Annotated in this window: 19 protein-coding genes; 11 read left to right on the forward strand and 8 right to left on the reverse strand. The window is 76.6% G+C overall.

Annotation, left to right across the window (positions count from 1 at the left end; all coding sequences use genetic code 11):
• Window positions 1–70 precede the first annotated feature (70 nt).
• Together P9841_RS08085 and P9841_RS08090 are read right to left on the reverse strand one after the other, a co-directional pair.
• Window positions 71–1,285 carry a M20 metallopeptidase family protein gene (locus P9841_RS08085; protein WP_283321542.1) on the reverse strand — a complete coding sequence of 405 codons (1,215 nt, stop codon included), beginning with the start codon at window positions 1,283–1,285 and terminating at the stop codon, window positions 71–73.
• Window positions 1,285–2,559 (reverse strand): MFS transporter, encoded by a 1,275-nt coding sequence (locus P9841_RS08090; protein WP_283321543.1) that lies wholly within the window; start codon window positions 2,557–2,559, stop codon window positions 1,285–1,287. Before P9841_RS08090 ends, P9841_RS08085 begins: the two co-directional genes overlap by 1 nt.
• A 131-nt stretch (window positions 2,560–2,690) precedes the next feature.
• Between P9841_RS08090 and P9841_RS08095 the strand changes: the two genes are divergently transcribed.
• From P9841_RS08095 to P9841_RS08110, 4 genes are all read left to right on the forward strand, one after another.
• Window positions 2,691–5,087 (forward strand): helicase-associated domain-containing protein, encoded by a 2,397-nt coding sequence (locus P9841_RS08095; protein WP_283321544.1) that lies wholly within the window; start codon window positions 2,691–2,693, stop codon window positions 5,085–5,087.
• Complete coding sequence (locus P9841_RS08100) at window positions 5,084–6,766, forward strand: DNA repair helicase XPB (protein WP_283321545.1); 1,683 nt, start codon at window positions 5,084–5,086, stop codon at window positions 6,764–6,766. The genes P9841_RS08095 and P9841_RS08100 overlap by 4 nt, the downstream gene beginning before the upstream one ends.
• Window positions 6,767–7,094: 328 nt before the next feature.
• Window positions 7,095–9,158, forward strand: a complete 2,064-nt coding sequence (locus P9841_RS08105; protein ID WP_283321546.1) for a TPM domain-containing protein — start codon at window positions 7,095–7,097, stop codon at window positions 9,156–9,158.
• Window positions 9,159–9,199: 41 nt separating this feature from the next.
• The gene (locus tag P9841_RS08110) at window positions 9,200–9,964 is read left to right on the forward strand and encodes a PspA/IM30 family protein (RefSeq protein WP_283321547.1); all 765 of its coding nucleotides are present in this window, start codon (window positions 9,200–9,202) and stop codon (window positions 9,962–9,964) included.
• A 74-nt stretch (window positions 9,965–10,038) separates the two neighbouring features.
• Here P9841_RS08110 and P9841_RS08115 read toward each other — a convergent pair whose 3' ends face one another.
• Window positions 10,039–10,770 (reverse strand): type 1 glutamine amidotransferase, encoded by a 732-nt coding sequence (locus P9841_RS08115; RefSeq protein WP_283321548.1) that lies wholly within the window; start codon window positions 10,768–10,770, stop codon window positions 10,039–10,041.
• Between the two features lie 79 nt (window positions 10,771–10,849).
• On the opposite strand from P9841_RS08115, the gene P9841_RS08120 reads away from it, so the two are divergent.
• The 4 genes from P9841_RS08120 (at window position 10,850) to P9841_RS08135 (ending at window position 14,431) form a co-directional block, all read left to right on the forward strand.
• Window positions 10,850–11,584 (forward strand): response regulator transcription factor, encoded by a 735-nt coding sequence (locus P9841_RS08120; protein WP_283321549.1) that lies wholly within the window; start codon window positions 10,850–10,852, stop codon window positions 11,582–11,584.
• Window positions 11,581–13,257: a sensor histidine kinase gene (locus tag P9841_RS08125; protein WP_283321550.1), complete on the forward strand. Its 1,677-nt coding sequence runs from the start codon at window positions 11,581–11,583 to the stop codon at window positions 13,255–13,257. Before P9841_RS08120 ends, P9841_RS08125 begins: the two co-directional genes overlap by 4 nt.
• Before the next feature lie 83 nt (window positions 13,258–13,340).
• Window positions 13,341–14,159 carry an HD domain-containing protein gene (locus P9841_RS08130; RefSeq protein ID WP_283321551.1) on the forward strand — a complete coding sequence of 273 codons (819 nt, stop codon included), beginning with the start codon at window positions 13,341–13,343 and terminating at the stop codon, window positions 14,157–14,159.
• Complete coding sequence (locus P9841_RS08135; RefSeq protein WP_283321552.1) at window positions 14,156–14,431, forward strand: DUF4031 domain-containing protein; 276 nt, start codon at window positions 14,156–14,158, stop codon at window positions 14,429–14,431. Before P9841_RS08130 ends, P9841_RS08135 begins: the two co-directional genes overlap by 4 nt.
• 256 nt (window positions 14,432–14,687) lie before the next feature.
• Here P9841_RS08135 and groL read toward each other — a convergent pair whose 3' ends face one another.
• The gene (gene groL / locus P9841_RS08140; RefSeq protein ID WP_283321553.1) at window positions 14,688–16,313 is read right to left on the reverse strand and encodes a chaperonin GroEL; all 1,626 of its coding nucleotides are present in this window, start codon (window positions 16,311–16,313) and stop codon (window positions 14,688–14,690) included.
• Between the two features lie 237 nt (window positions 16,314–16,550).
• On the opposite strand from groL, the gene P9841_RS08145 reads away from it, so the two are divergent.
• Window positions 16,551–17,843 (forward strand): glycoside hydrolase family 15 protein, encoded by a 1,293-nt coding sequence (locus P9841_RS08145; protein ID WP_283321554.1) that lies wholly within the window; start codon window positions 16,551–16,553, stop codon window positions 17,841–17,843.
• A 25-nt stretch (window positions 17,844–17,868) separates the two neighbouring features.
• On the opposite strand, the gene P9841_RS08150 is transcribed toward P9841_RS08145, so the two are convergent.
• The 3 genes from P9841_RS08150 to napA form a co-directional block, all read right to left on the reverse strand.
• Window positions 17,869–18,072 carry a cold-shock protein gene (locus P9841_RS08150; protein ID WP_222171312.1) on the reverse strand — a complete coding sequence of 68 codons (204 nt, stop codon included), beginning with the start codon at window positions 18,070–18,072 and terminating at the stop codon, window positions 17,869–17,871.
• Window positions 18,073–18,199: 127 nt separating this feature from the next.
• On the reverse strand, window positions 18,200–18,817 hold the full coding sequence (locus P9841_RS08155) for a LytR C-terminal domain-containing protein (RefSeq protein ID WP_283321555.1): 618 nt from the start codon (window positions 18,815–18,817) through the stop codon (window positions 18,200–18,202).
• A gap of 53 nt (window positions 18,818–18,870) precedes the next feature.
• Window positions 18,871–19,200 (reverse strand): nucleoid-associated protein NapA, encoded by a 330-nt coding sequence (gene napA, locus P9841_RS08160; RefSeq protein WP_283321556.1) that lies wholly within the window; start codon window positions 19,198–19,200, stop codon window positions 18,871–18,873.
• A gap of 112 nt (window positions 19,201–19,312) precedes the next feature.
• Between napA and P9841_RS08165 the strand changes: the two genes are divergently transcribed.
• Entirely contained in the window at window positions 19,313–19,993 is a 681-nt protein-coding gene (locus tag P9841_RS08165; RefSeq protein ID WP_283321557.1) for a uracil-DNA glycosylase, read from the forward strand.
• Window positions 19,994–20,066: 73 nt separating this feature from the next.
• On the forward strand, window positions 20,067–20,933 hold the full coding sequence (locus P9841_RS08170; RefSeq protein WP_459349143.1) for an SGNH/GDSL hydrolase family protein: 867 nt from the start codon (window positions 20,067–20,069) through the stop codon (window positions 20,931–20,933).
• Window positions 20,934–20,942: 9 nt separating this feature from the next.
• On the opposite strand, the gene P9841_RS08175 is transcribed toward P9841_RS08170, so the two are convergent.
• Window positions 20,943–21,326, reverse strand: a complete 384-nt coding sequence (locus tag P9841_RS08175; protein ID WP_283321558.1) for a hypothetical protein — start codon at window positions 21,324–21,326, stop codon at window positions 20,943–20,945.
• Window positions 21,327–21,433: the final 107 nt, after the last annotated feature.

Raw genomic sequence — 21,433 nt, forward strand, 5'->3', positions numbered from 1 at the left:
CCCTGCTGATCGGCACCGACGCCCGGGACCTGAGCACCCGGACGGGTGGCGCCGCTGCTCAGCCCACCGCTCAGCCCTCCGCGAGGCGGTCCAGCGCGAGCGCGGCGAGCACCGCCGGGCCGACCGCGAGCGCCTCGTCGGCGAACCGGGCCTGGGCCGCGTGGTTGTACGCGGCCGTCGCGGGGTCCAGCCCCGCGGGGGTCGCCCCGAGGCCCAGGTACGTGCCGGGCACCTGCTGCAGGACGTACGAGAAGTCCTCCGCCCCGGGCAGCGGCTGCGGCGCCGGGTAGTAGGCCGCCTCGCCGAACAGCGCGCGGGTGAGGCCCGCGGCGCGCTCGACCTCGCCGGGGGTGTTCGACGTGACCGGGTACCCCGGCCGGTAGTCGACCGTGACGGACAGGCCGTGCGCGGCGGCGACGCCCTCGCACACCCGCGTCAGCCGCTCGGCGACGACCCCGTGGGTGGCCTCGGAGAACGTGCGGACCGTCGCCTCGAGCCGGGCCTCGGCGGGGATGACGTTGTCGGTGGTGCCGGCCTCGATCCGCCCGACGGTGACGACCACCGGGTCGAAGACGTCGAACTGCCGGGTGACCGCGGCCTGCAGGGCCAGGACGATCTCGGCCGCGACGGGCACGGGGTCCTGCGCGAGGTGCGGCATGGAGCCGTGGCCGCCCCGGCCGTGGACCGTGACGTGCACCGTGTCGGCGGCCGCGAGCATCGTGCCGGGCCGGGAGGTGACCAGACCGGCGGGCAGCAGGGCCGACAGCACGTGCAGCCCGTACGCGGCGACCACCCGCTCGCCGGCCGCGTCGAGCACGCCCTCGTCGATCATGTGCCGGGCGCCGTGGTCGCCCTCCTCACCAGGCTGGAACATCAGCACGACCGAGCCGGGCAGCGTGTCGCGCCGGGCCGCGAGCAGCCGCGCCGCGCCGACCAGCCCCGCGACGTGCAGGTCGTGCCCGCACGCGTGCATGACGCCGGGGTTCTCGGAGGCGAACGGCTCGCCGGAGTCCTCGGTGACCGGCAGCGCGTCCATGTCGCCGCGCAGCAGCACCGCGGGGCCGGGGCGCCCGCCGCGCAGCACCGCGACGACGGACGTCAGCCCGGTACCGGTCGCGACCTCCAGGTCGAGCGGCGCGAGCGCCTCGAGCACGAGCGCCTGCGTGCGCGGCAGGTCCAGGCCGAGCTCCGGGGTGCGGTGCAGGGCGTGCCGCAGGGCGACGACCTCCGGGAGCTGGGCGGCGGCCTCCTCGCGCAGCGCGGTCAGGACGGCGGGGTCGAGCATCAGACCTCCAGGGCAGCGGGCTCCGCCGGGGTGTCGGCGGGGTACATGAGGCGCTCGGACACCAGCCACGACCCGACGGCGGAGACCGTGAGGCCGACGGCGGCGTAGACGGGCACGAGGCGGAGCGCATCCTGCGCGATCAACCACTCGGCCACGAACAGGAACGTACCGCCGAACAGGGCGATGGCGGCCCCGGCGGGCACGCCCAGCCCCACGGCGCGGATCGGCACCGGGAACAGCCGCGCACCGGCGACGGGGGTGACGCCGAGCTGCAGCCCGACGCAGGTCGTGAGCAGCGGCGCGGCGACCACGTACGGCAGCACCCCGGACGCCAGCCCCAGCATCAGCGGCACGACGAGCACCGCCGCGGCCGTGAACCCGGTGCGGATCAGCGCGAGCGGCCCGAACCGGTCGGCGAGGAACCCGGAGGCGATCATCGCGACCAGCAGGCAGACGAGCGCGACCGTGTGCTGCGACGTGGCCTGGGCCTCGGTGTAGCGGCCGGTGTGGCCGGCGAACTCCGGCAGGTACACGGACCCGAAGTACACGCCCATGGTGGAGCCGATGGTGAGCATGAACGCGAGCGCCATCCGCCCGGCGTGGGCGCGCAGCAGCGGCCCGGGCGCCTGCAGGCCGGCCGCGCGGGACCGCTCGAACACCTCCGACTCCGGCACGCCGCGCCGGATCCACAGCGCGAGCAGCCCACAGAGCGCGGCGACGACGAACGCGACCCGCCAGCCGCCGTCCCGCACGGCGTCCGCCCCGAGCACGCCCAGCAGCACGGCGAGCACGACCGTCGCGCCGAGCGTCCCGAGGGCGTCCCCGGAGTACGCGAACGCCCCGTACCGGTGCCGCCGGTCCGCGGGCGCGACCTCGACCACGTACGTCGCGGCCGTCGCGACCTCGCCGCCCATCGCGATGCCCTGCAGCACCCGGGCGGCGACCACGACGACCGCGGCCCACCAGCCGGCGACCGCGTAGGTCGGGGCCGCGGCGATCAGGGCCGAGCCGACGGCGATCAGCGAGACGGACACCAGCAGCCCGGTCCGCCGGCCGCGGGTGTCGGTCACCCGCCCCATGAGGTACGACCCGACCGGCCGGGCCACGAACCCGATCGCGAACACCGCGTACGCGCCGAGCACCTTCGTCACCGGGTCGTCCCCGGGGAACACCTGCCCGGCGAAGTACGGCGCCAGCAGGCCGTACATCGTCCAGTCCAGCGACTCGACGAAGATCCCCGCCGTGCTCGCGACCACCACGCGCGTCCGGCGCACACCCGCCACCGCTGCCTCCCGTCGCACCGGCGCACCGGGTCGGCGCGCGGTGCACCGCATCGTGCACCCGCCGGTTCCCGGCCGTCGCCCGACGCGCCGGGTGCCGCGGCCCGCGCCGTATCGTGGTGCGGATGGCCACGTTCAGCGAGCACCTGCGGGGCAGGTCCGACGACGACCTGGTGCGCCTGCTGCTGCGTCGGCCCGACCTCGCGCACCCCTCCCCCGCGACCCTGGCGTCCCTCGCCGCGCGGGCGACCAGCCGCCCCAGCCTGGAGCGGGCGCTCGCCGGCGTCGACGCGGCGGTGCTGCAGGCCGTGGAGTCGGTGGTCGTGCTGCTCGCCGGCCCCGACGCGGCCGCCGACCCCGGCGCGGGGGTGCGTGCCCGTGACGTCGTGGCGGCCGTCGGCGCCGACCGGACGGCGGCCCCGGGCGTGCGCGAGGCCCTCCGCGACGCGACCGACCTCGCGCTGCTGCACCCCGTCGGCGGTCGCGCCGCCGACCCCGTGCTGCGCCCCGCGCCGGGCGTCGCCGAGCTGCTCGGTCCCGGTGCCGCCGGGCTCGCGTCCGCGCGCGCGGACGACCCGGACGAGGCCGCCGTGCGGGAGGCGCTGGCGTCCGCGCCCGCCGCGGGCAGGGCGGTGCTCGACGCGCTCAGCTGGGGTCCCCCGGTCGGCGTCCGCCCGGCGTCCGGGCCCGCCGCCGACGCCGTGACCGAGCTGCTGCGGCTCGGGCTGCTCGTGCGCGCGGACGACCGGCACGTGCTGCTCCCCCGGTCCGTCGCCCTCGTGCTGCGCGACGGCCGGACGCACCGGGCGCCGGCCACCCCGCCCGGCGACGCGGACCTCCCGCACCGCGACGCCGCCCTGGTCGAGGCCGAGCACGCCGCGGCGGCCGAGCGGGCCGTGCGCCTCGTGGCCGGGCTGGTCCGGCTGTGGGAGCAGGCACCGCCGCCGGTGCTGCGGGCCGGAGGGCTCGGGGTCCGCGACCTGCGCCGCACGGCCGCGGCGCTCGAGGTCGCCGAACCGGAGGCGGCGCTCGTCGTCGAGCTCGCCGGCGCCGGCGGCCTGGTGCGCGACGACGGGGAGGAGACGCCGCACTGGGTCCCCACGACCGCCGCCGACGAGTGGCTCGCCCAGGACCTGCCCGGGCGCTGGGCCCGGCTCGCGGCGTGGTGGGCGACGACCACGCGCACGCCGGCCCTGGTCGGCACCCGGGACGACCGCGGCGGGGTGCGCGCGGCGCTCGGCCCGGACGGCGCCCGGCCGTGGGCGCCGCGCCTGCGCCGGCAGGTGCTCGACGTCCTCGAGGACCTCGCGCCGGGCGCCGCCCCGGCGGCGGAGCAGGTGCGCGCCGTCCTCGCGTGGCGCACGCCCCGGGCCGTGCCGCCGGCGGACGCGGTGGGGGCCGTGCTGCGCGAGGCCGGCTGGCTGGGGGTGCTCGGCGCGGGCGCCCTGCCCGCCGCCGCCCGCGCGCTGCGGGACGACGACCCCCTGCCGGCCCTGGCGCGTGCGCTGGACGCGGCCCTGCCCGCCGCCGTCGACGACCTGCTGCTGCAGGCCGACCTCACGGGCATCGTCCCCGGGCGCCCGGGCGCCGCCCTGGAGGCGCTGCTGGACGCGAGCGCCCGGGTCGAGTCCCGCGGCGGCGCCCTGACCGTGCGGTTCACGCCGGAGTCGGTGCGCGCGGCCCTCGACGCGGGCCGGTCCGCCGACGACCTGCTCGGGGAGCTCGCCGCGCACGCCCGGGGCCGCGTGCCGCAGCCGCTGGAGTACCTGGTCCGCGACGCCGCCCGGCGGCACGGCCGGCTGCGCGTGGGCAGCGCCTCGTCGTACGTCCGCGTCGAGGACCCGGCCCTGCTCGCGGGCCTCGCGGAGGACCCGCGCCACGCCGCGCTCGGCCTGGTGCGGCTCGCGCCCACCGTGCTCGCCGCGCAGGCGCCGGTGCACGAGCTGCTCGCCGCGCTGCGCGCGCACGGCCTCGCCCCCGTGGCCGAGACGCCCGACGGGCAGGTGCTGCACGCCGCGCCGACGGTCCGCCGCGTCGCCGCCCCCCGTCGGCGCGCCGACGAGCCGGCACGCGGCGGGGTGCCGCCGGCCGAGCGGGCGGCGGCGCTGGTCGGCGTGCTGCGGCGTGCCGGGTCGGAGCACGGGGCCGCGCCGCACCGCGGCGCCGCACCCGGGGCGGGCGCCGCACCCGGGACGTCCGGGGCGCCCGGCGCCGCCGGCGCCCGCCCCGCCGGCGCGGGCCGCGCGGGGGGAACAGCCGACGTCGCCGAGGCGTTGGGGCTGCTGCGCGAGGCGGCCGCCGGGCACACCGAGGTGTGGCTGGACGTGGTCGGCTCGCGCGGCGCCCTGGAGCGGCGGCGCGTCCGTCCCGTCCGCGTGGACGGCGGACGGGTGCGCGTCGTCGACACGACCCGGGACGCCGAGATCGTCGTCGCCGCGCACCGCGTGGCCGCGGTCACCCCGGTCGCCGGCCCCGACGCCGCCGACCACGCCCCCGACCCGTGGAGGACGGACCCCGCATGACCGACGGACCCCTGATCGTCCAGAGCGACAAGACCCTCCTGCTCGAGGTCGACCACGACCAGGCGGAGGCCTGCCGCCGCGCGATCGCCCCGTTCGCCGAGCTGGAGCGCGCCCCCGAGCACGTCCACACCTACCGGCTGACGCCGCTGGGCCTGTGGAACGCCCGGGCCGCGGGCCACGACGCCGAGCAGGTCGTCGACACGCTGCTCGAGTACTCGCGCTACCCGGTGCCCCACGCGCTGCTGGTCGACGTCGCCGAGACCATGTCCCGGTACGGGCGGCTGCAGCTCGTCGCGCACCCCGTGCACGGGCTGGTGCTGCACGCGCTGGACGCCGCCGTGCTGGCCGAGGTGCTGCGGTCCAGGCGCACCGCCGGCCTGGTCGGCGAGCGGCTCGACGACACCGACGTGGTGGTCCACGCCTCCGAGCGTGGCACCCTCAAGCAGGCGCTGCTCAAGCTCGGCTGGCCGGCGGAGGACCTCGCGGGCTACGTCGACGGCGAGGCGCACCCCATCGACCTCGACACCTCCGGCGAGTCCGACCCGACGCCCGACGGCACGCCCCGCCCGTGGCAGCTGCGGCCGTACCAGGCCGAGGCGGCGGACGGCTTCTGGCACGGCGGCTCCGGCGTCGTCGTGCTGCCCTGCGGCGCCGGCAAGACGCTGGTCGGCGCCGCGGCGATGGCCCGCTCCAAGACCACGACGCTGATCCTCGTCACCAACACCGTCTCCGCCCGGCAGTGGCGGGACGAGCTGGTCCGCCGCACCTCGCTGACGCCCGACGAGATCGGCGAGTACTCGGGCTCCCGCAAGGAGATCCGCCCCGTCACGATCGCGACGTACCAGGTGCTCACGCTGAGGCGGAAGGGCGTCTACCCCCACCTGGAGCTGCTCGACGCCCGCGACTGGGGCCTCATCGTCTACGACGAGGTGCACCTGCTGCCGGCCCCGATCTTCCGGATGACCGCCGACCTGCAGGCGCGCCGCCGCCTCGGGCTCACCGCCACGCTCGTGCGCGAGGACGGCCGCGAGGACGAGGTGTTCAGCCTCATCGGGCCCAAGCGGTACGACGCCCCGTGGAAGGACATCGAGGCGCAGGGCTACATCGCGCCGGCCGACTGCGTCGAGGTCCGCCTCACGCTGCCCGACCGGGACCGGATGCTCTACGCGACCGCCGAGCCGGAGGACAAGTACCGCCTCGCCGCCAGCGCCCCGGGCAAGACGCAGGTCGTCAAGCAGCTCGTGGCCCGGCACGCCGGGGAGCCGCTGCTCGTCATCGGCCAGTACATCGACCAGCTCGAGGAGCTCGCGGACGACATCGGCGCGCCCGTGATCACCGGGTCGACCACCGTGAACGAGCGGCAGCGGCTGTTCGACGCGTTCCGGGCCGGGGAGATCACGACGCTCGTGGTGTCGAAGGTCGCGAACTTCTCGATCGACCTGCCCGAGGCGTCGGTCGCGATCCAGGTCTCCGGCTCGTTCGGGTCCCGGCAGGAGGAGGCCCAGCGCCTCGGCCGGCTGCTGCGCCCGAAGGGCGACGGGCGCACCGCGCACTTCTACGCGGTCGTCGCGCGGGACACCGTCGACCAGGACTTCGCGGCGCACCGGCAGCGGTTCCTCGCGGAGCAGGGCTACGCCTACCGCATCGTCGACGCGGAGGACCTCGAGCAGCCGGCCTGACGCCCCCGCCCCCGCGCGCACTGCCCCGTCCCCCGCGCGCACCCCGCGCGCCTCGCACCCCGCGCACCCCGCGCGCACTGCCCCGTCCCCCCGCGCGCACCCCGCGCACCCCGCGATCGCGCCCCGTGCGGTCGCCCAGAGTCCAGGACACGCCGGCGTACCGGCCGCGCCCCCGGGCGTGTCCTGGACTCTCGGTGCACGGGTACCCGGGCCGACCGGGCGAGGGAGCGGAACGGGAGCGCGCGGGAGAGGGCGCGGGAGCGGAGCGGGAACCGCGGCGCGTGTTCCTCCGTTGCGACGGGTGCACGCCCTGAGAAAGGATCGTCGGGTGCCGTCGTCGTCCCGTGGCTGGTCCGCCGCCCTCCCGCTCGTCCCCGTGCTGCTCGCGGCACCGCTCCTGGTGGGGGCCGCCCCGGCGGCGCCCGTCCCGCTGACCCCGGCCGTGGCCGCGGCGTCCGCGCCCGCCGGCCCGGTCGTGCCGGCGACCGACCCGCTGGCGCTCGCCGGCGAGATCACCGACCAGGCGGGCGTCCTGGGCGGTGACGAGGGCACGGTGCAGGCCGCGCTGGACGAGCTCGCGGAGGCCACCCCGTACCAGCTGTACGTCGTGTACGTGGACGACTTCGGCAACCTCGACCGGGAGGACTGGGTCCAGCAGACAGCGCAGCAGACCGGCCTGGGCTCGCAGGACATGGTGCTGGCCGTCGCCGTCGACCAGCGCTCGTACGTGCTGGCGCCGGAGTCGGTGGACGGGCTGTCGGGCAGCGCGCTCGACGGCGTGGCCGCCGACGTCGAGGACCGGCTGCGTCAGGACGACTGGTCGGGCGCCGCCGTGACCGCCGCCGACGGCATCCGCGAGGCCGCGACCGGGGGCGGCGGCGGGTCGGCGCTGGGCTGGCTGTTCGTCGGCGGGCTCGTGGTCATCGCGGTGCTCACCGCGGTCGGCTGGGCGAGCGCCCGCCGCCGCTCCCGCCTCACGACGCCCGTCGGTGCCGGGGGTCCCCAGGCGCCGGGCCGCCCCGTCGACCCGTACGCCGAGCTGCCGACCGCGGAGCTCGACCGCCGCTCGTCGTCGGCGCTCGTGGGCGCGGACGACGCCCTGCGGTCCTCCGAGCAGGAGCTCGGCTTCGCCCAGGCGCAGTTCGGCCCGGACGCGACCCGCGAGTTCGAGCAGGTCCTGGCCCAGGCGAAGGCCCAGGTCACCGAGGCGTTCCGGCTCCGTCAGACGCTCGACGACGACGTCCCGGACACCGAGCCGCAGGTGCGGCAGACGGCCGGGCGCATCCTGGCGATCGTCGACCAGGTCTCGGACGCGCTCGACGCGCAGAAGGAGGCGTTCGACCGCCTGCGGGACGTGGAGTCGCGTGCAGGCGAGGCGCTGGACGCGCACGAGCGTGTCGCCGCCGCCCTGCGCGCCCGCGTCGAGGCCGCGCGCGGCACGCTCGCCACGCTCGCCGCGACCTACCCGGCCACCTCGCTCGCCTCCGTGACCGGCAACCCGGACCAGGCGCTGCGGCTGCTCGACGAGGTGGGCACGGCGATCGGGCAGGGGCGCCAGGCCGTCGCCGCGGGTGACCGCGGCATCGCCGTGCGGTACGCCCGCGCCGCCGAGGAGGCGCTCGGGCAGGTCACGACGCTGCTGGACGCCGTCGACCGCGCGGGCACGGACCTCGCCACCATCGGCGCGCGGCTGGACGCGGCCGTCGCGTCGATCGGCTCGGACCTCGAGGACGCCGACCGGCTCGCGCCCCGGCACCCGGAGGTGTCGGCCCGCGCCGAGGCCGCCCGCGCCGCGATCGCCACCGCGCGCGCCGCCCGCGACGGGCAGGGCGACCCGCTCGCCGCGCTCGCGACCATCACGGACGCCGAGGCCGCGATCGACCAGGCGCTCGCGCCGATGCGCGAGGCGCAGGACCGCGCCGCGCGCTCCCGGCAGCTGCTCGAGCAGACGCTCGGCCGCGTGGACTCCGCCCTGCGCGGCACCACCGACTACGTGGAGACCCGCCGCGGCGCCGTCGGCCCGGAGGCCCGCACCCGCCTCGCGGAGGCCCACCGGCTGTTCCGCGCCGCGGTGGACCAGCGGGAGACCGACCCGGAGCAGGGCCTGGTGGCGGCGCAGCAGGCGGAGCGGCTCGTCCGCGAGGCGCAGTCGCTCGCCCAGCGCGACGTCGACTGGTACGACGAGCAGCGACGCGGCGGCCCGCGGGGCGGGGGCGGCGGCGGTCTCGGCGACATCGGCGGGATGGTGCTGGGCGGCATCATCATCGACTCGATCCTGCGCGGCGGGGGCGGCGGCTGGGGCGGCGGCGGCGCGCACGGCGGCGGCGGGGGCTTCGGGGGCGGCGGCCACGGCGGCGGCTTCGGCGGGGGCGGCCGGGGCGGCGGGTTCTGATCATGTTCGGCAGGCGCACCACACGAGAGAGGCACCAGGCGATGACGGAGAAGCAGAGCATCTTCGGGCGGATCACCCAGCTCGCTCGGGCGAACATCAACGCCCTGATCGACCAGGCCGAGGACCCCCAGAAGATGCTGGACCAGCTGGTCCGGGACTACACGAACTCGATCGCGGAGGCCGAGAAGGCGATCGCGCAGACGATCGGCAACCTGCGCCTGGCGGAGCAGGACTACAACGAGGACGTCGCCGCGGCCCGCGAGTGGGGTGCCAAGGCGCTGGCCGCGTCGTCGCGCGCCGACCAGTACCGCCAGGCGGGCGACGCGGCGAACGCCGACAAGTTCGACAACCTGGCCAAGGTCGCGCTCGGCAAGCAGATCGCCGCCGAGGGCGAGGTCCGCGACTCCGAGCCGATCATCGCGTCGCAGCGCGAGACGGTCGAGAAGCTCAAGTCCGGCCTGGCTCAGATGAAGGACAAGCTGGGCCAGCTCAAGCAGCGCCGGGACACCCTGGTGGCGCGGCAGAAGTCGGCGCAGGCGCAGCAGACCGTGCAGACGGCGATCTCCTCGATCAACGTGCTCGACCCGACGAGCGAGCTCGCCCGCTTCGAGGAGAAGGTGCGCCGCGAGGAGGCCCTCGCGATGGGCCAGGCGGAGATCGCGGCGTCGTCGCTCGACGCGCAGTTCGCCGAGCTCGAGGCCTCGGGCGAGGAGATCGAGATCGAGGCGCGACTCGCCGCGCTGAAGTCCGGCGGCCGGCCGCAGCAGCTCGGGACGACGCCGGTCACGCCGCAGATCGAGGCCTGACCCGGGTCCCACCCCGGACGCTCGACGGCCCGGTCACCCCGCGAGGGGCGGCCGGGCCGTGGCGCGTGCGGGGCTCAGGCGGCGGCGGTCTCCGACGCCCGGGCGACGACGAGCCGGGCGAAGGTCTCCGCGATGCGCCGGCCGTCCACGAGCACCCGGGCGTCGGCGGCCGCCACCGCGGCGTCGATCGCCGCGACGTCCGCGTCGCCGGCGAGCTCCGCCCAGCGGTGCATCGTCGCGGGCGACGCCTCCGGGTGGAACTGCAGACCCCACGCGCGCTCGCCCACGCGGAAGGCCTGGTACGGGTAGGTGCGGGAGGCGGCGAGCCAGGTCGCGCCCCGGGGCAGGTCGACGATGGCGTCGCCGTGCATCGTCGGCATGGGGGTGCTCCGCCCGGCGTCGGTGGCCAGCGCGCCGAGCAGCGGGTCCGCCGCGGCCTCCGGGCGCCAGCGCACGTCGACCACGCCGGCCTCGCGCCCCGGGGGCGCGTCGACGTGCACCCGGCCGCCGGCGGCCACCGCGAGCAGCTGCGCGCCGAGGCAGATGCCGAGCACGGGGACGCCGGCCGCCACCGCGTCCGCCAGCAGCGCGCGCGTGGTCGCGACCGCCGGCGCGTCGTCGTAGGCGTTGGTCTCCCCGCCGAGCACCAGCAGGCCGTCGCGCACGCCGGAGGGGACCTCGCCCGCGTGCGCGCGCACCAGGCGCACCTGCACCCCGGGCAGCGCGTCGGAGAACCGGTCCAGCGGCGCGGTCTCGTCGAGCTGGACGACGGTGAGGACGGGGGTCGTGGGGGAGTCGGCACTCACGAGGCAGCACCGTACCGCGCCGCGGTCACGACCAGCGCGCTCCCAGGCAGCATCCAGGAACCGGGCGCACACTGAGACGGTGACCGCCGCACCGCACACCCCCGAGGCACGGCTCCTCGTCGTCGACGACGAGCCGAACATCCGCGAGCTGCTCGCCACCTCCCTGCGCTTCGCCGGGTTCGAGGTGCACGCCGCCGCCGACGGGGGCACCGCGCTGCGCCTCGCCAAGCAGGTGCAGCCCGACCTGCTGGTGCTCGACGTGATGCTGCCGGACATGGACGGCTTCACCGTGACCCGGCGGCTGCGGGAGAAGGGCCAGCACGTGCCCGTCGTCTTCCTCACAGCGCGCGACGAGACCGCCGACAAGATCACCGGCCTCACCGTCGGCGGCGACGACTACGTCACCAAGCCGTTCAGCCTCGAGGAGGTCGTGGCCCGCATCCGCGCCGTGCTGCGCCGCACCGCCGTGGGCGAGGTCGTCGCCGCGAGCGTGCTGAGCTACGAGGACCTGGAGCTCGACGAGGACAGCCACGAGGTCCGCCGCGCCGGGCAGGTCGTGGACCTGTCCCCCACCGAGTTCAAGCTGCTGCGCTACCTGCTGCTCAACCCGGGCCGCGTGCTGTCGAAGGCGCAGATCCTCGACCACGTCTGGCAGTACGACTGGGGCGGCGACGCGAACATCGTCGAGTCGTACATCTCGTACCTGCGCCGCAAGGTCGACCAGGTGACGCTCCCCGACGGCACCAAGGTCGCGCCCCTGATCCAGACCAAGCGCGGCGTGGGGTACATGCTGCGCAAGCCGAGCGGGTCGTGACGGCCGGGCCCGAGCAGGACCGCCGCCCGCCGGCGGGCGGGGCGCAGGCGGGCGCGGCGCCGGCCGGCCCGGCAGCCGCGGGCGCACCCCCCGGGAGCGGGACCGCCCCCGCCGACGCGCAGGACGCGCAGACCGCCACCGACCGGCTTGTGGCCCCGCTGCGCGCGGCCTGGGCGCGCACCCCCCTGCTCGCCCGACTCGTCGGGATCACCACCGTGCTGCTCGCCACCGGGCTCGGGATCGCCGGCGCCGTGACGACCACGCTCCTGTCGGACTACCTGGTCAAGCAGGTCGACACCAAGCTCGACGCCAACAACCGCGTCTACGGGAACTCGATCGCGCAGATCTACCACCAGTACGGCACGCTCTCCGTGCTGGACGACGAGACCGGCTGGGGCGCGATCGACTACGCCCTGCGCGCCGAGATCTTCGGCGAGGCCGGCGACGTGACCCCGACGGAGGACACCCGCGAGGACTTCGGCACGCCGCGGCTGCCGTCCGTCGACGCCTCCCGGCTGACCGGCGGCACCACGTTCTTCACGGTCGGCAGCGACCTGCGCGGCTCGTCGTGGCGGGTCGCGCTGTCGCCGATCACCGCCTCCACGGGCGACGAGGGGAAGACGGTCGTCGGGTACGTGATGCTCGCGCAGCCGCTCGGCGAGGTGCAGGACATCGTGCGCCGCGCCGCGCTGCTGCTGTGGTCGAGCGCCCTGTCGATCCTCGTCATCGGCGTCGTCGTCGGCGGCTGGGCCGTGCGGCGGTCGCTGCGCGGGCTGCGGGAGATCGAGACCACGGCCGCGCGCATCGCCGCCGGGGACCTGTCCGAGCGCGTGCCGCCCGCCCCGGAGACCACGGAGGTCGGCCGGCTCGGCGCCGCGCTCAACACCATGCTCAGCCAGATCGAGGCGGCGTTCGACGACCGGACCCGCTCCGAGGAGCGGATGCGCCGGTTCGTCGCGGACGCGTCGCACGAGCTGCGGACCCCGCTCGCGGCGATCCGCGGGTACGGCGAGCTGTACCGGATGGGCGCGCTCACCGAGAAGGAGCAGGTGGACGACACGATGCGCCGCATCGAGCAGTCGGCCACCCGCATGGGCGGGCTCGTCGAGGACCTGCTCGCCCTGGCGCGCCTGGACGCGAACCGGCCCGGGCGCACCGACACGGTCGACCTCGCCGTCCTCACGACCGACGCCGCCCACGACCTGCGCGCACTCGACCCGACCCGCGAGGTGCGCGTCGGCTCGCTCGCCGGCGCGTCGGCAGGACCGTCGGTCGTGGTCGGCGACGAGCCCCGGCTGCGGCAGGTGCTGGCGAACCTCATCGGCAACGTCGCGCGCCACACCCCGGCCGGCTCGCCGGCGGAGCTGTCGGTCGGGCGGCTCGGGGACCGCGTGGTCGTCGAGGTGCGCGACCACGGACCCGGCATCGCCCCCGAGCACGCCCACCGCGTGTTCGAGCGGTTCTACCGGGTCGACGCGTCCCGCACCCGCGAGGGCAACGGCACCGGCGGCGGCGCCGGGCTCGGCATGGCGATCGTCGCGGCGATCGTCGAGGCGCACCACGGCGAGGTCGCGATCACCGCGACGCCCGGCGGCGGGGCGACCGTCCGCGTGGCGCTCCCCGCGGGCGGGTCCGGGAGCTCGCGCACGTCACAGGATCACCCGGGCGACTGACCGGACCCGCGTGCGCGGCCGTCCGGGCTTGGGGCTACGATGGCGCGTCCGAGCAGGGTCGTCTGGTGCAGTGAGGCTTGTCCATGGGCGTCTACGACGCGCCACAGTGGCTGTTGTCCGCGTTCGTCCGCAGCGCGCAGGGTGCGGGGGCGACCGCACCGCCGGACGAGATCCGGGAGGTCGGGGCGGACCTCGTCGGCCGCTGGACCGGACCCGGGCGGACGTACCACAACCTCCGGCACCTGACCGACGTGCTCGCCCGCGTCGACGAGCTCGCCGAGGAGACGCACGAACCCGACCTGGTCCGGCTCGCGGCCTGGTACCACGGCGCCGTGTTCGACGCGGCGCACGTCGCGGCGTACGCCAACCGCGGCGGCGAGGACGAGGTCGCCTCGGGCGTCCTCGCCCGCGAGCAGCTCACGGGGCTGGGAGTCCCCGCCGACCGGGTCGAGCGCGTCCACCAGCTCGTGATCGCCCTGGTCCGGCACAGCGCCGACCCCGCCGACTTCGACTGCGCCGTGCTCTGCGACGCCGACCTCGCGATGCTGGCCGCCGAGCCGCAGCGCTACAAGGCGTACCTGCACGACGTCCGCGAGGAGTACGCCGACATCCCCATGGCGGACTACATCCGCGCGAGGCAGCGCATCGTCCGCAAGCTCCTCGGCCGGCCCAGCCTGTTCGTCAGCCCCCTGGGCGCCGCGTGGGAGGAGCCCGCCCGGCAGAACCTCGGCGCGGAGCTCCACAAGCTCGACAAGGTGCTCGCTGAGCTCGAGGACGGCGCCACGGGCCAGGGCGCCGCTGCCGAGGGCGTCGCGGGGCCGGACGCCGCGGGTTCGGCCGGCCCGGCCGGGTCCGCTGAGGCCACGGCCGCCGACCGGCACCCGGTGCGGCCCGGGGCGTGACGGTCCTCGTCGACCCGCCGCTCTGGCCGCGGCACGGCCGCACCTGGTCGCACCTCGTGAGCGACACGTCGCTGGACGAGCTGCACGCGTTCGCCGCGCGCGCCGGGCTGCCCCGGCGCGCGTTCGACCTCGACCACTACGACGTGCCCGACGACCGGCACGCCGCCCTCGTGGCGCTCGGCGCCGAGCCGGTCTCCGCGGGCGAGCTCATCCGCCGCCTGCGCGCCTCGGGCCTGCGCGTCCCGGCCCGCGACCGCCCCCGCCCGACCTGACCCACCCCCCACGCCGCCCGCCCCGTCCGGCCCGGCGAGTTCGGCAGTATGCGTGCGAGTTCGGCAGCTGCAGCTGCCGAACTCGACTCGGAGTGCCGAACTCGCGCCAGAGGGCGGGCACGCGCCCGGGGGTGGGCACGCGCCCGGGGGCGGGCACACGCCCGGGGCGGGTACGCGGCGGGCCGGCCACCCCCGGAGGGGTGACCGGCCCGTCGTGCGTGCGGTGCGGACGCTCAGCGCCCGCGTGCGGCGTGGCTCAGAAGTCCATGCCGCCCATGCCACCGGCGTCCGGAGCGGCCGGCGCGGCCTTCTCCGGCTTGTCGGCGACGACCGCCTCCGTGGTGAGGAACAGCGCCGCGATGGACGCCGCGTTCTGCAGCGCGGAGCGGGTGACCTTGACCGGGTCGTTGACGCCCGCGGCCAGCAGGTCCTCGTACACGCCGGTCGCGGCGTTCAGGCCCTGGCCGGACGGGAGGTTGCGCACCTTCTCCGCCACGACGCCGCCCTCGAGGCCCGCGTTGACCGCGATCTGCTTGAGCGGGGCGTCGATCGCGACCTTCACGATGTTCGCGCCGGTCGCCTCGTCACCGGTGAGCTCGAGCTTCTCGAACGCGACGGCACCGGCCTGGATGAGCGCCACGCCACCACCGGCGACGATGCCCTCCTCGACGGCCGCCTTGGCGTTGCGCACGGCGTCCTCGATGCGGTGCTTGCGCTCCTTGAGCTCGACCTCGGTCGCCGCACCGGCCTTGATGACGGCCACACCGCCGGCCAGCTTGGCGAGGCGCTCCTGGAGCTTCTCGCGGTCGTAGTCCGAGTCGGAGTTGTCGATCTCCGCGCGGATCTGGTTCACGCGACCGGCGATCTGCGCGGCGTCGCCGGCACCCTCGACGATCGTGGTCTCGTCCTTGGTCACGACGATCTTGCGCGCGGTGCCGAGGACCTCGAGGCCGACGGTGTCGAGCTTGAGGCCGACGGTCTCGGACACGACCTGGCCGCCCGTGAGGATGGCCATGTCCTGCAGCATCGCCTTGCGGCGGTCGCCGAAGCCCGGGGCCTTGACGGCGACGGACTTGAAGGTGCCGCGGATCTTGTTGACGACGAGCGTGGCCAGGGCCTCGCCCTCGACGTCCTCGGCGACGATGAACAGCGGCTTGCCGGACTGGATGACCTTCTCCAGCAGCGGCAGCAGGTCCTTGACGTTCGAGATCTTCGACTCGACGAGCAGCACGTAGGCGTCCTCGAGGACGGCCTCCTGGCGCTCCGGGTCGGTCACGAAGTACGCCGACAGGAAGCCCTTGTCGAAGCGCATGCCCTCCGTGAGCTCGAGCTCCAGGCCGAGGGCGTTGGACTCCTCGACCGTGATGACGCCCTCCTTGCCGACCTTGTCGAGCGCCTCGGCGATGAGCTCGCCGATCGCGCTGTCGCCGGCCGAGATGGACGCCGTGGCGGCGATCTCGTCCTTGGTCTCGATCTCCTTCGCCTGCTCCAGCAGGGCGGCGGTGACGGCCTCGACGGCCTGCTCGATGCCGCGCTTGAGGGCGATGGGGTTCGCGCCGGCCGCGACGTTGCGCAGGCCCTCGCGCACCAGCGCCTGGGCGAGCACGGTGGCGGTGGTGGTGCCGTCACCCGCGACGTCGTCGGTCTTCTTGGCGACCTCCTTGACGAGCTCCGCGCCGATCTTCTCGAACGGGTCCTCGAGCTCGATCTCCTTGGCGATGGAGACACCGTCGTTGGTGATCGTGGGGGCGCCCCACTTCTTGTCCAGGACGACGTTGCGGCCCTTGGGGCCGAGGGTGACCTTGACGGTGTCGGCGAGGGTGTTCAGACCCCGCTCGATGCCGCGACGGGCCTCCTCGTTGAAGGCAATGATCTTGGCCATGGGGCTATCGATCCTTCACTCTGGCTCGTGGTTCGGCCGGTCGGTGCCCGCGACGGACGGTCGCTCCGGCCCGTCGGTCATGTCCCGTCGGGCGGTGCGACCTCACCGGGTCGGCCTGGGTTGTCATTCTGTCACTCTCGACCCGAGAGTGCTAACACCAATGGTTAGCACTCGACCCTGGTGAGTGCAAGGCGCTCCGCCCTCGGCGGACGCGTCCGGGCCGGTAGCCTGCCGCGCATGCCCGCTCGCCGCACCACCGCCGTCGTGCTGCTGGCCGCGCTGGGCACGGGACTCGTGGCGTGGGGCGCGTCGGGGCCGCGGGACGCGTCGCTGCCGCTCTACGCCCAGGGCGTGGCCCTCGACGCCACCGGCGCCGTGGTGGACGTCCCGGTCGGGTCACCGGCGGCGCTGCACGACGGCACCCGCGTGCTGGACGTCCCGGGCACGCGCGCGGACGACGCGCTCGCGGAGGAGCAGCGGGCGTGGCTCGCCTCCGGCTCCCTGCCCGGCGGGGCCGACGGGCCGTACGCGGACATGGTCGCCGACGCGCTGCTCGACCTGCACACCCTGCTGCTGCCGGACGGGGCGGCGGTGGCAGCATGGACCGACCGGTGGCGCTACGTGTGGCCCCGCGACGCCGCGTTCGTCGCGGTCGCGCTGGCCCGGACGGGGCACGGCAACGACGCCCTGGACGTGCTCGGCTTCCTCGACCGGGTGCAGGCGCCCGACGGCTCGTTCGAGGCGCGGTACCTGCCCGACGGGTCCGGGCCGCCGGACGGCCGCGCGCCGCAGACCGACGGCACGGGCTGGGCGCTGTGGGCGGCCGGCGAGGTGGTCGACGCCCAGCCCGCGGACCGGCGCCGGGCGGTGGCCGAGCGGCTCCGCGGGCTCGTGACGCGGTCCGCCGCCGGCGCGGTCGCGCTCACCGCCGACGACGGCCTGCCGCCCGCCTCCCCGGACTACTGGGAGGTCGCGGAGGACGAGCTGACCCTCGGGACGGTCGCGCCGCTGCTCGCGGGCCTCGAGTCGGCGCCGGCGCTCCTGGAGCTGCTCGGCGAGGACGGGGCTGCGGCCGCCGCCCGGGAGGCCGCCGGGCGCACCCGGGGCGCCGTCGAGCGGGAGTTCGGCGACGACACCGCGTACGGCCGGTACGCCGGCGGAAGCGTCCCGGACGCCGCGAGCGCGTTCGTCCTGCCCCCGTTCCAGCCGGAGCCGCTGACCGGGGCGCTCGACGCGTGGCAGGCCTCGGCGGAGGCGATGGCACGTCCCGCGGGCGGCCTCGCGCCCGGGGCGGCGTGGAAGCGCGACGGCATCTCCTGGACGCCGCAGACCTCGCTCTACGCCCTGGTGGCCGCGGAGAACGGCCGGCCGGACGAGGCGCGGGCCCGGCTGGACTGGCTCGACGCCCACCGGACGACGCTCGGCGCGCTGCCGGAGAAGGTGCTCGCGGACGGCTCACCCGCGGCGGTCGCCCCGCTGGCGTGGACCGCGGCGTGCGTGGTGCTGGCCGTCGGCGCGCTGGACGGCTGACCCGGCGCGCCGACGGCCGGGGCTCTCAGAGCGGGCGCACCTGCTCGGCCTGGGGGCCCTTGGTGCCCTGGCCGACCTCGAAGTCCACCGACTGACCCTCCTCGAGGGTCCGGTAGCCGTTCGTCTGGATGGCGCTGAAGTGGACGAACAGGTCCTGGCCGCCGTCGGCCGGGGTGATGAACCCGTAGCCCTTCTCGGCGTTGAACCACTTGACGGTTCCCTGCGGCATGCGGTGCTCCTGATGACGACGTGACCGGTCGCCGACGGCCCCCGTCCCCCGGCGGGCCGGCGGGCAGGCACCGCGACGCGCCGAGCGTAGCCGCGCCCCCTCACGGGCGGAAGAGGCGGCCGGACCTTCAGCCCGCGAAGTCGGCCAGCAGGAGCACGACGACGCCCTGGTCCGCGACCTCGGCCGACTCGACCACGTTCGTCAGGCCGAGCGTGGCCGCGACCTGCTGCGCGGTGACCGCGAGGTCGGCGTTCGCGTAGAACACCGTGGAGGCGGTGCTCCCGCCGGCGTTGCCGTTCCCGGCCGTGACGTCGGTGAAGCCGGCGCCCTCGAGCTGCTCCGCGGCACCGCCGGCGAGCCCGCTGATGTTCGCGGCGTTGAGCACGCGGACCGGCACGGACAGGTCGGGGGCGGGCGGCGGGACCTCCTCGACCGGGGCGTCCCCGGTCTCCTCCGGCGCCGGGGCGCCGCCCGTGTCGTCCGGGCTCGCGGCGGGGCCGGACGACGAGGGGGGCGCCGAGGCGTTCGTGTCGTCGCCCCCGCCGATCACGGGCAGCTTGCCGTCCCAGGACGCGGCCCACAGCACGGCCGACACCGTCAGGGCCGGCACGACCACGACCACCGCGACGAACGGCCACCACCGGCTCCACCAGCTCCGGGGTGCACGGTGCACGCCGATCGGTGCGTCCTGCGCCGGACCGGCGTCGAACTCGTCCTCCGGGAAGCGGGAGCTGGCCTTGGTCACGGCGGACAGGCTAACGGCTCAGCCTGGCGGGACGGTCCAGCACGCCGCGCGGGTCAGGCGTCGGCGCCGAGGCGGCGGGCGGACCGCGCCCGCTGCCGGGTGGACCGCATGCGCCGGAGCCGCTTGACGAGCATCGGGTCGTGCGCGAGGGCGGCCGGCGAGTCGATCAGCGCGTTGAGCACCTGGTAGTACCGGGTGGCCGACATGTCGAACAGCTCGCGGATGGCCTGCTCCTTGGCGCCGGCGTACTTCCACCACTGCCGCTCGAACGCCAGCACCTGCTGGTCGCGCTCGCTGAGCCCGTCGGCGTCGGCGCCGCCGTCGACCGCGACGAGGGCGGGCCGGGCGGCCGTGCCGAGGTCGAGCCCCGCCGTCGCGTCCATCCGTGCCCTCCCGTGCCTGCCGCCATCCGGTCCGCCGCCCATCGTACGGCCGGAATGACACGGCTGTCATTCGTCGCGGGGGCCACGGGGCGGTCCGCTAGCGTGGGTCGCCGTGAGCCCCGCCGCACCGCTGTCCGAGCTCGTCGCCGCCGACTGGGCCGCCGCGCTCGCCCCGGTCGAGGACCGGGTGCACGCCGCCGGGGAGTTCCTGCGGGCCGAGGTCGCCGCCGGGCGGGGCTACCTGCCCGCCGGGCCGGACGTGCTGCGCGCCTTCACCCGGCCGCTCGCGGACGTGCGCGTGCTGGTGGTCGGCCAGGACCCCTACCCGACCCCCGGCCACCCGATGGGGCTGTCGTTCTCCGTGCAGCCGCACGTCCGGCCGCTGCCGCGGTCGCTCGCCAACATCTTCACCGAGCTGCAGGCCGACCTCGGGGTCCCCGCGCCCACCACCGGGGACCTGTCCCCGTGGGCGGACCGCGGCGTCATGATGCTCAACCGGGTGCTGACGGTGCGCCCCGGCGAGCCCGCCTCGCACCGCGGCAGGGGCTGGGAGGCCGTGACCGACCGTGCGATCGCGGCGCTCGTCGAGCGGGGCGGCCCGCTGGTCGCCGTGCTGTGGGGCCGCGACGCGCAGTCGCTGCGACCCGCGCTCGGGGACGTGCCCGTCGTGGCCAGCGCCCACCCGAGCCCCCTGTCCGCGAGCCGCGGGTTCTTCGGCTCCCGGCCGTTCTCCCGCGTGAACGCGCTGCTCGCCGAGCTGGGGGCGGACCCCGTCGACTGGTCGCTGCCCTGAGACGACCGGCCCGCGGCCGCGGCCGGCGTCGGAACCTCTGACACACCCGGGCCGCCGGGGGCACACTGCGGGGGTGAGGACGCACGACAGCAGGGGACCCGCACGCACCACCGGCCAGCAGCCCGCGGCCGGCGCCGACCCGGCCCACGACGGCGCACCGCCGCGCTGGGAGCGCTACGTCGCGATCGGCGACTCGTTCACCGAGGGCCTGTGGGACACGCCCGAGGGCGAGGACGGCCCCGTGCGCGGCTGGGCCGACGTGCTCGCCGGCCTGCTGTCCGACCGGCGGCGCGCGGCCGGGCTCCCGGCGCTGCGCTACGCCAACCTCGCGGTGCGCGGCCGGCTGCTGCGCCCGATCGTCGCCGAGCAGCTGCCACGGGCGCTGGAGCTCGGCCCGGACCTGGTCAGCCTCGTCGGCGGCGGGAACGACATCCTGCGCCCGGGCGCCGACCCGGACCGCCTGGCGCGGGACCTGGAGCGTGCGGTCGCGCTCGTCCGGAGCACCGGCGCGGACGTGCTGCTCGCCACCGGCTTCGACTCCTCGGGGTCCCCGCTGGTCTCCACGACGCGTCCGCGGGTCGGCGTGTTCAACGCCCACCTGTGGTCGATCGCGCGCCGCCACGGGGCGCACGTGCTGGACCTGTGGGGCATGCGGCACCTGCGCGACCTGCGGATGTGGGCGCCGGACCGGATCCACCTGACCACGGAGTCCCACGCCCGGGTCGCCCAGGGCGCGCTCGCCGCCCTGGGGATCGAGCCGGACGACCCGGCGTGGGACGAGCCGCTGGCCCCGCTGCCGCGCCTCCCCCGCGCGCAGCAGGCGCGCCTCGACGCCCGCTGGGTGCGGCTGTACGCCTACCCGTGGGCGACCCGGCGGCTGCGCGGCCGGTCGTCGGGCGACACCCGCGCCGCGAAGCTCCCGGCGCTCACGGAGCTCTGAGCGCGGCCCTCAGCCGACGGCCGGGGTGTCCGTCACGAGGGCCAGCGACACGCCGGCGACGTCCTCGGCGGGCACCACGGTGCCGTCGAGCGCCACGACCGTGCTCGGGGCGGTCACCGGCGTGCGTGCCTCGGCGAGCGCCCGGTCGCCGGGGCCCCGCAGCGTGAGCGCGACCTCCCGGCCCGCGCAGCCGTCCGGGACGCCCGACAGCGAGGCCCGCGTCACGGCGTAGCCACCGAGCGCCGCGTCGTAGTCGACGTCGTAGCCGACGCTGATCCGGCTCACGACGCACGCCCCCGGCGGGGCGGCCTCCCCGCCGTCCCACGTCATCGCGCGCGCCATCGAGACCGCCAGCCCGGCGCACCCGAGCCACGCCAGGGTGACCCCTGCCACGCGACGTGCGCGGACGTGCTCGTGCGCCATGGGCGCCCCCTCCGTGGACCCTGCCCGGTCGATCCGTCGACCTGACGGGCCCATCGTCCGCCCGGCGCCGCCGTTGA

Origin of the sequence: Cellulomonas sp. ES6 (assembly GCF_030053835.1) — a bacterium.
GTDB lineage: Bacteria > Actinomycetota > Actinomycetes > Actinomycetales > Cellulomonadaceae > Cellulomonas.

Excerpts from the sequence above, each read along its gene's own strand:
- P9841_RS08145 (WP_283321554.1), top strand. The coding sequence starts at position 16,551 with ATGCCCGCTCGCCGCACCACCGCCGTCGTGCTGCTGGCCGCGCTGGGC.
- P9841_RS08095 (WP_283321544.1), top strand. The coding sequence starts at position 2,691 with ATGGCCACGTTCAGCGAGCACCTGCGGGGCAGGTCCGACGACGACCTG.
- P9841_RS08110 (WP_283321547.1), top strand. The coding sequence starts at position 9,200 with ATGACGGAGAAGCAGAGCATCTTCGGGCGGATCACCCAGCTCGCTCGG.
- groL (WP_283321553.1), bottom strand. The coding sequence starts at position 16,313 with ATGGCCAAGATCATTGCCTTCAACGAGGAGGCCCGTCGCGGCATCGAG.
- P9841_RS08085 (WP_283321542.1), bottom strand. The coding sequence starts at position 1,285 with ATGCTCGACCCCGCCGTCCTGACCGCGCTGCGCGAGGAGGCCGCCGCC.
- P9841_RS08150 (WP_222171312.1), bottom strand. The coding sequence starts at position 18,072 with ATGCCGCAGGGAACCGTCAAGTGGTTCAACGCCGAGAAGGGCTACGGG.
- P9841_RS08130 (WP_283321551.1), top strand. The coding sequence starts at position 13,341 with ATGGGCGTCTACGACGCGCCACAGTGGCTGTTGTCCGCGTTCGTCCGC.
- P9841_RS08100 (WP_283321545.1), top strand. The coding sequence starts at position 5,084 with ATGACCGACGGACCCCTGATCGTCCAGAGCGACAAGACCCTCCTGCTC.
- napA (WP_283321556.1), bottom strand. The coding sequence starts at position 19,200 with ATGGACGCGACGGCGGGGCTCGACCTCGGCACGGCCGCCCGGCCCGCC.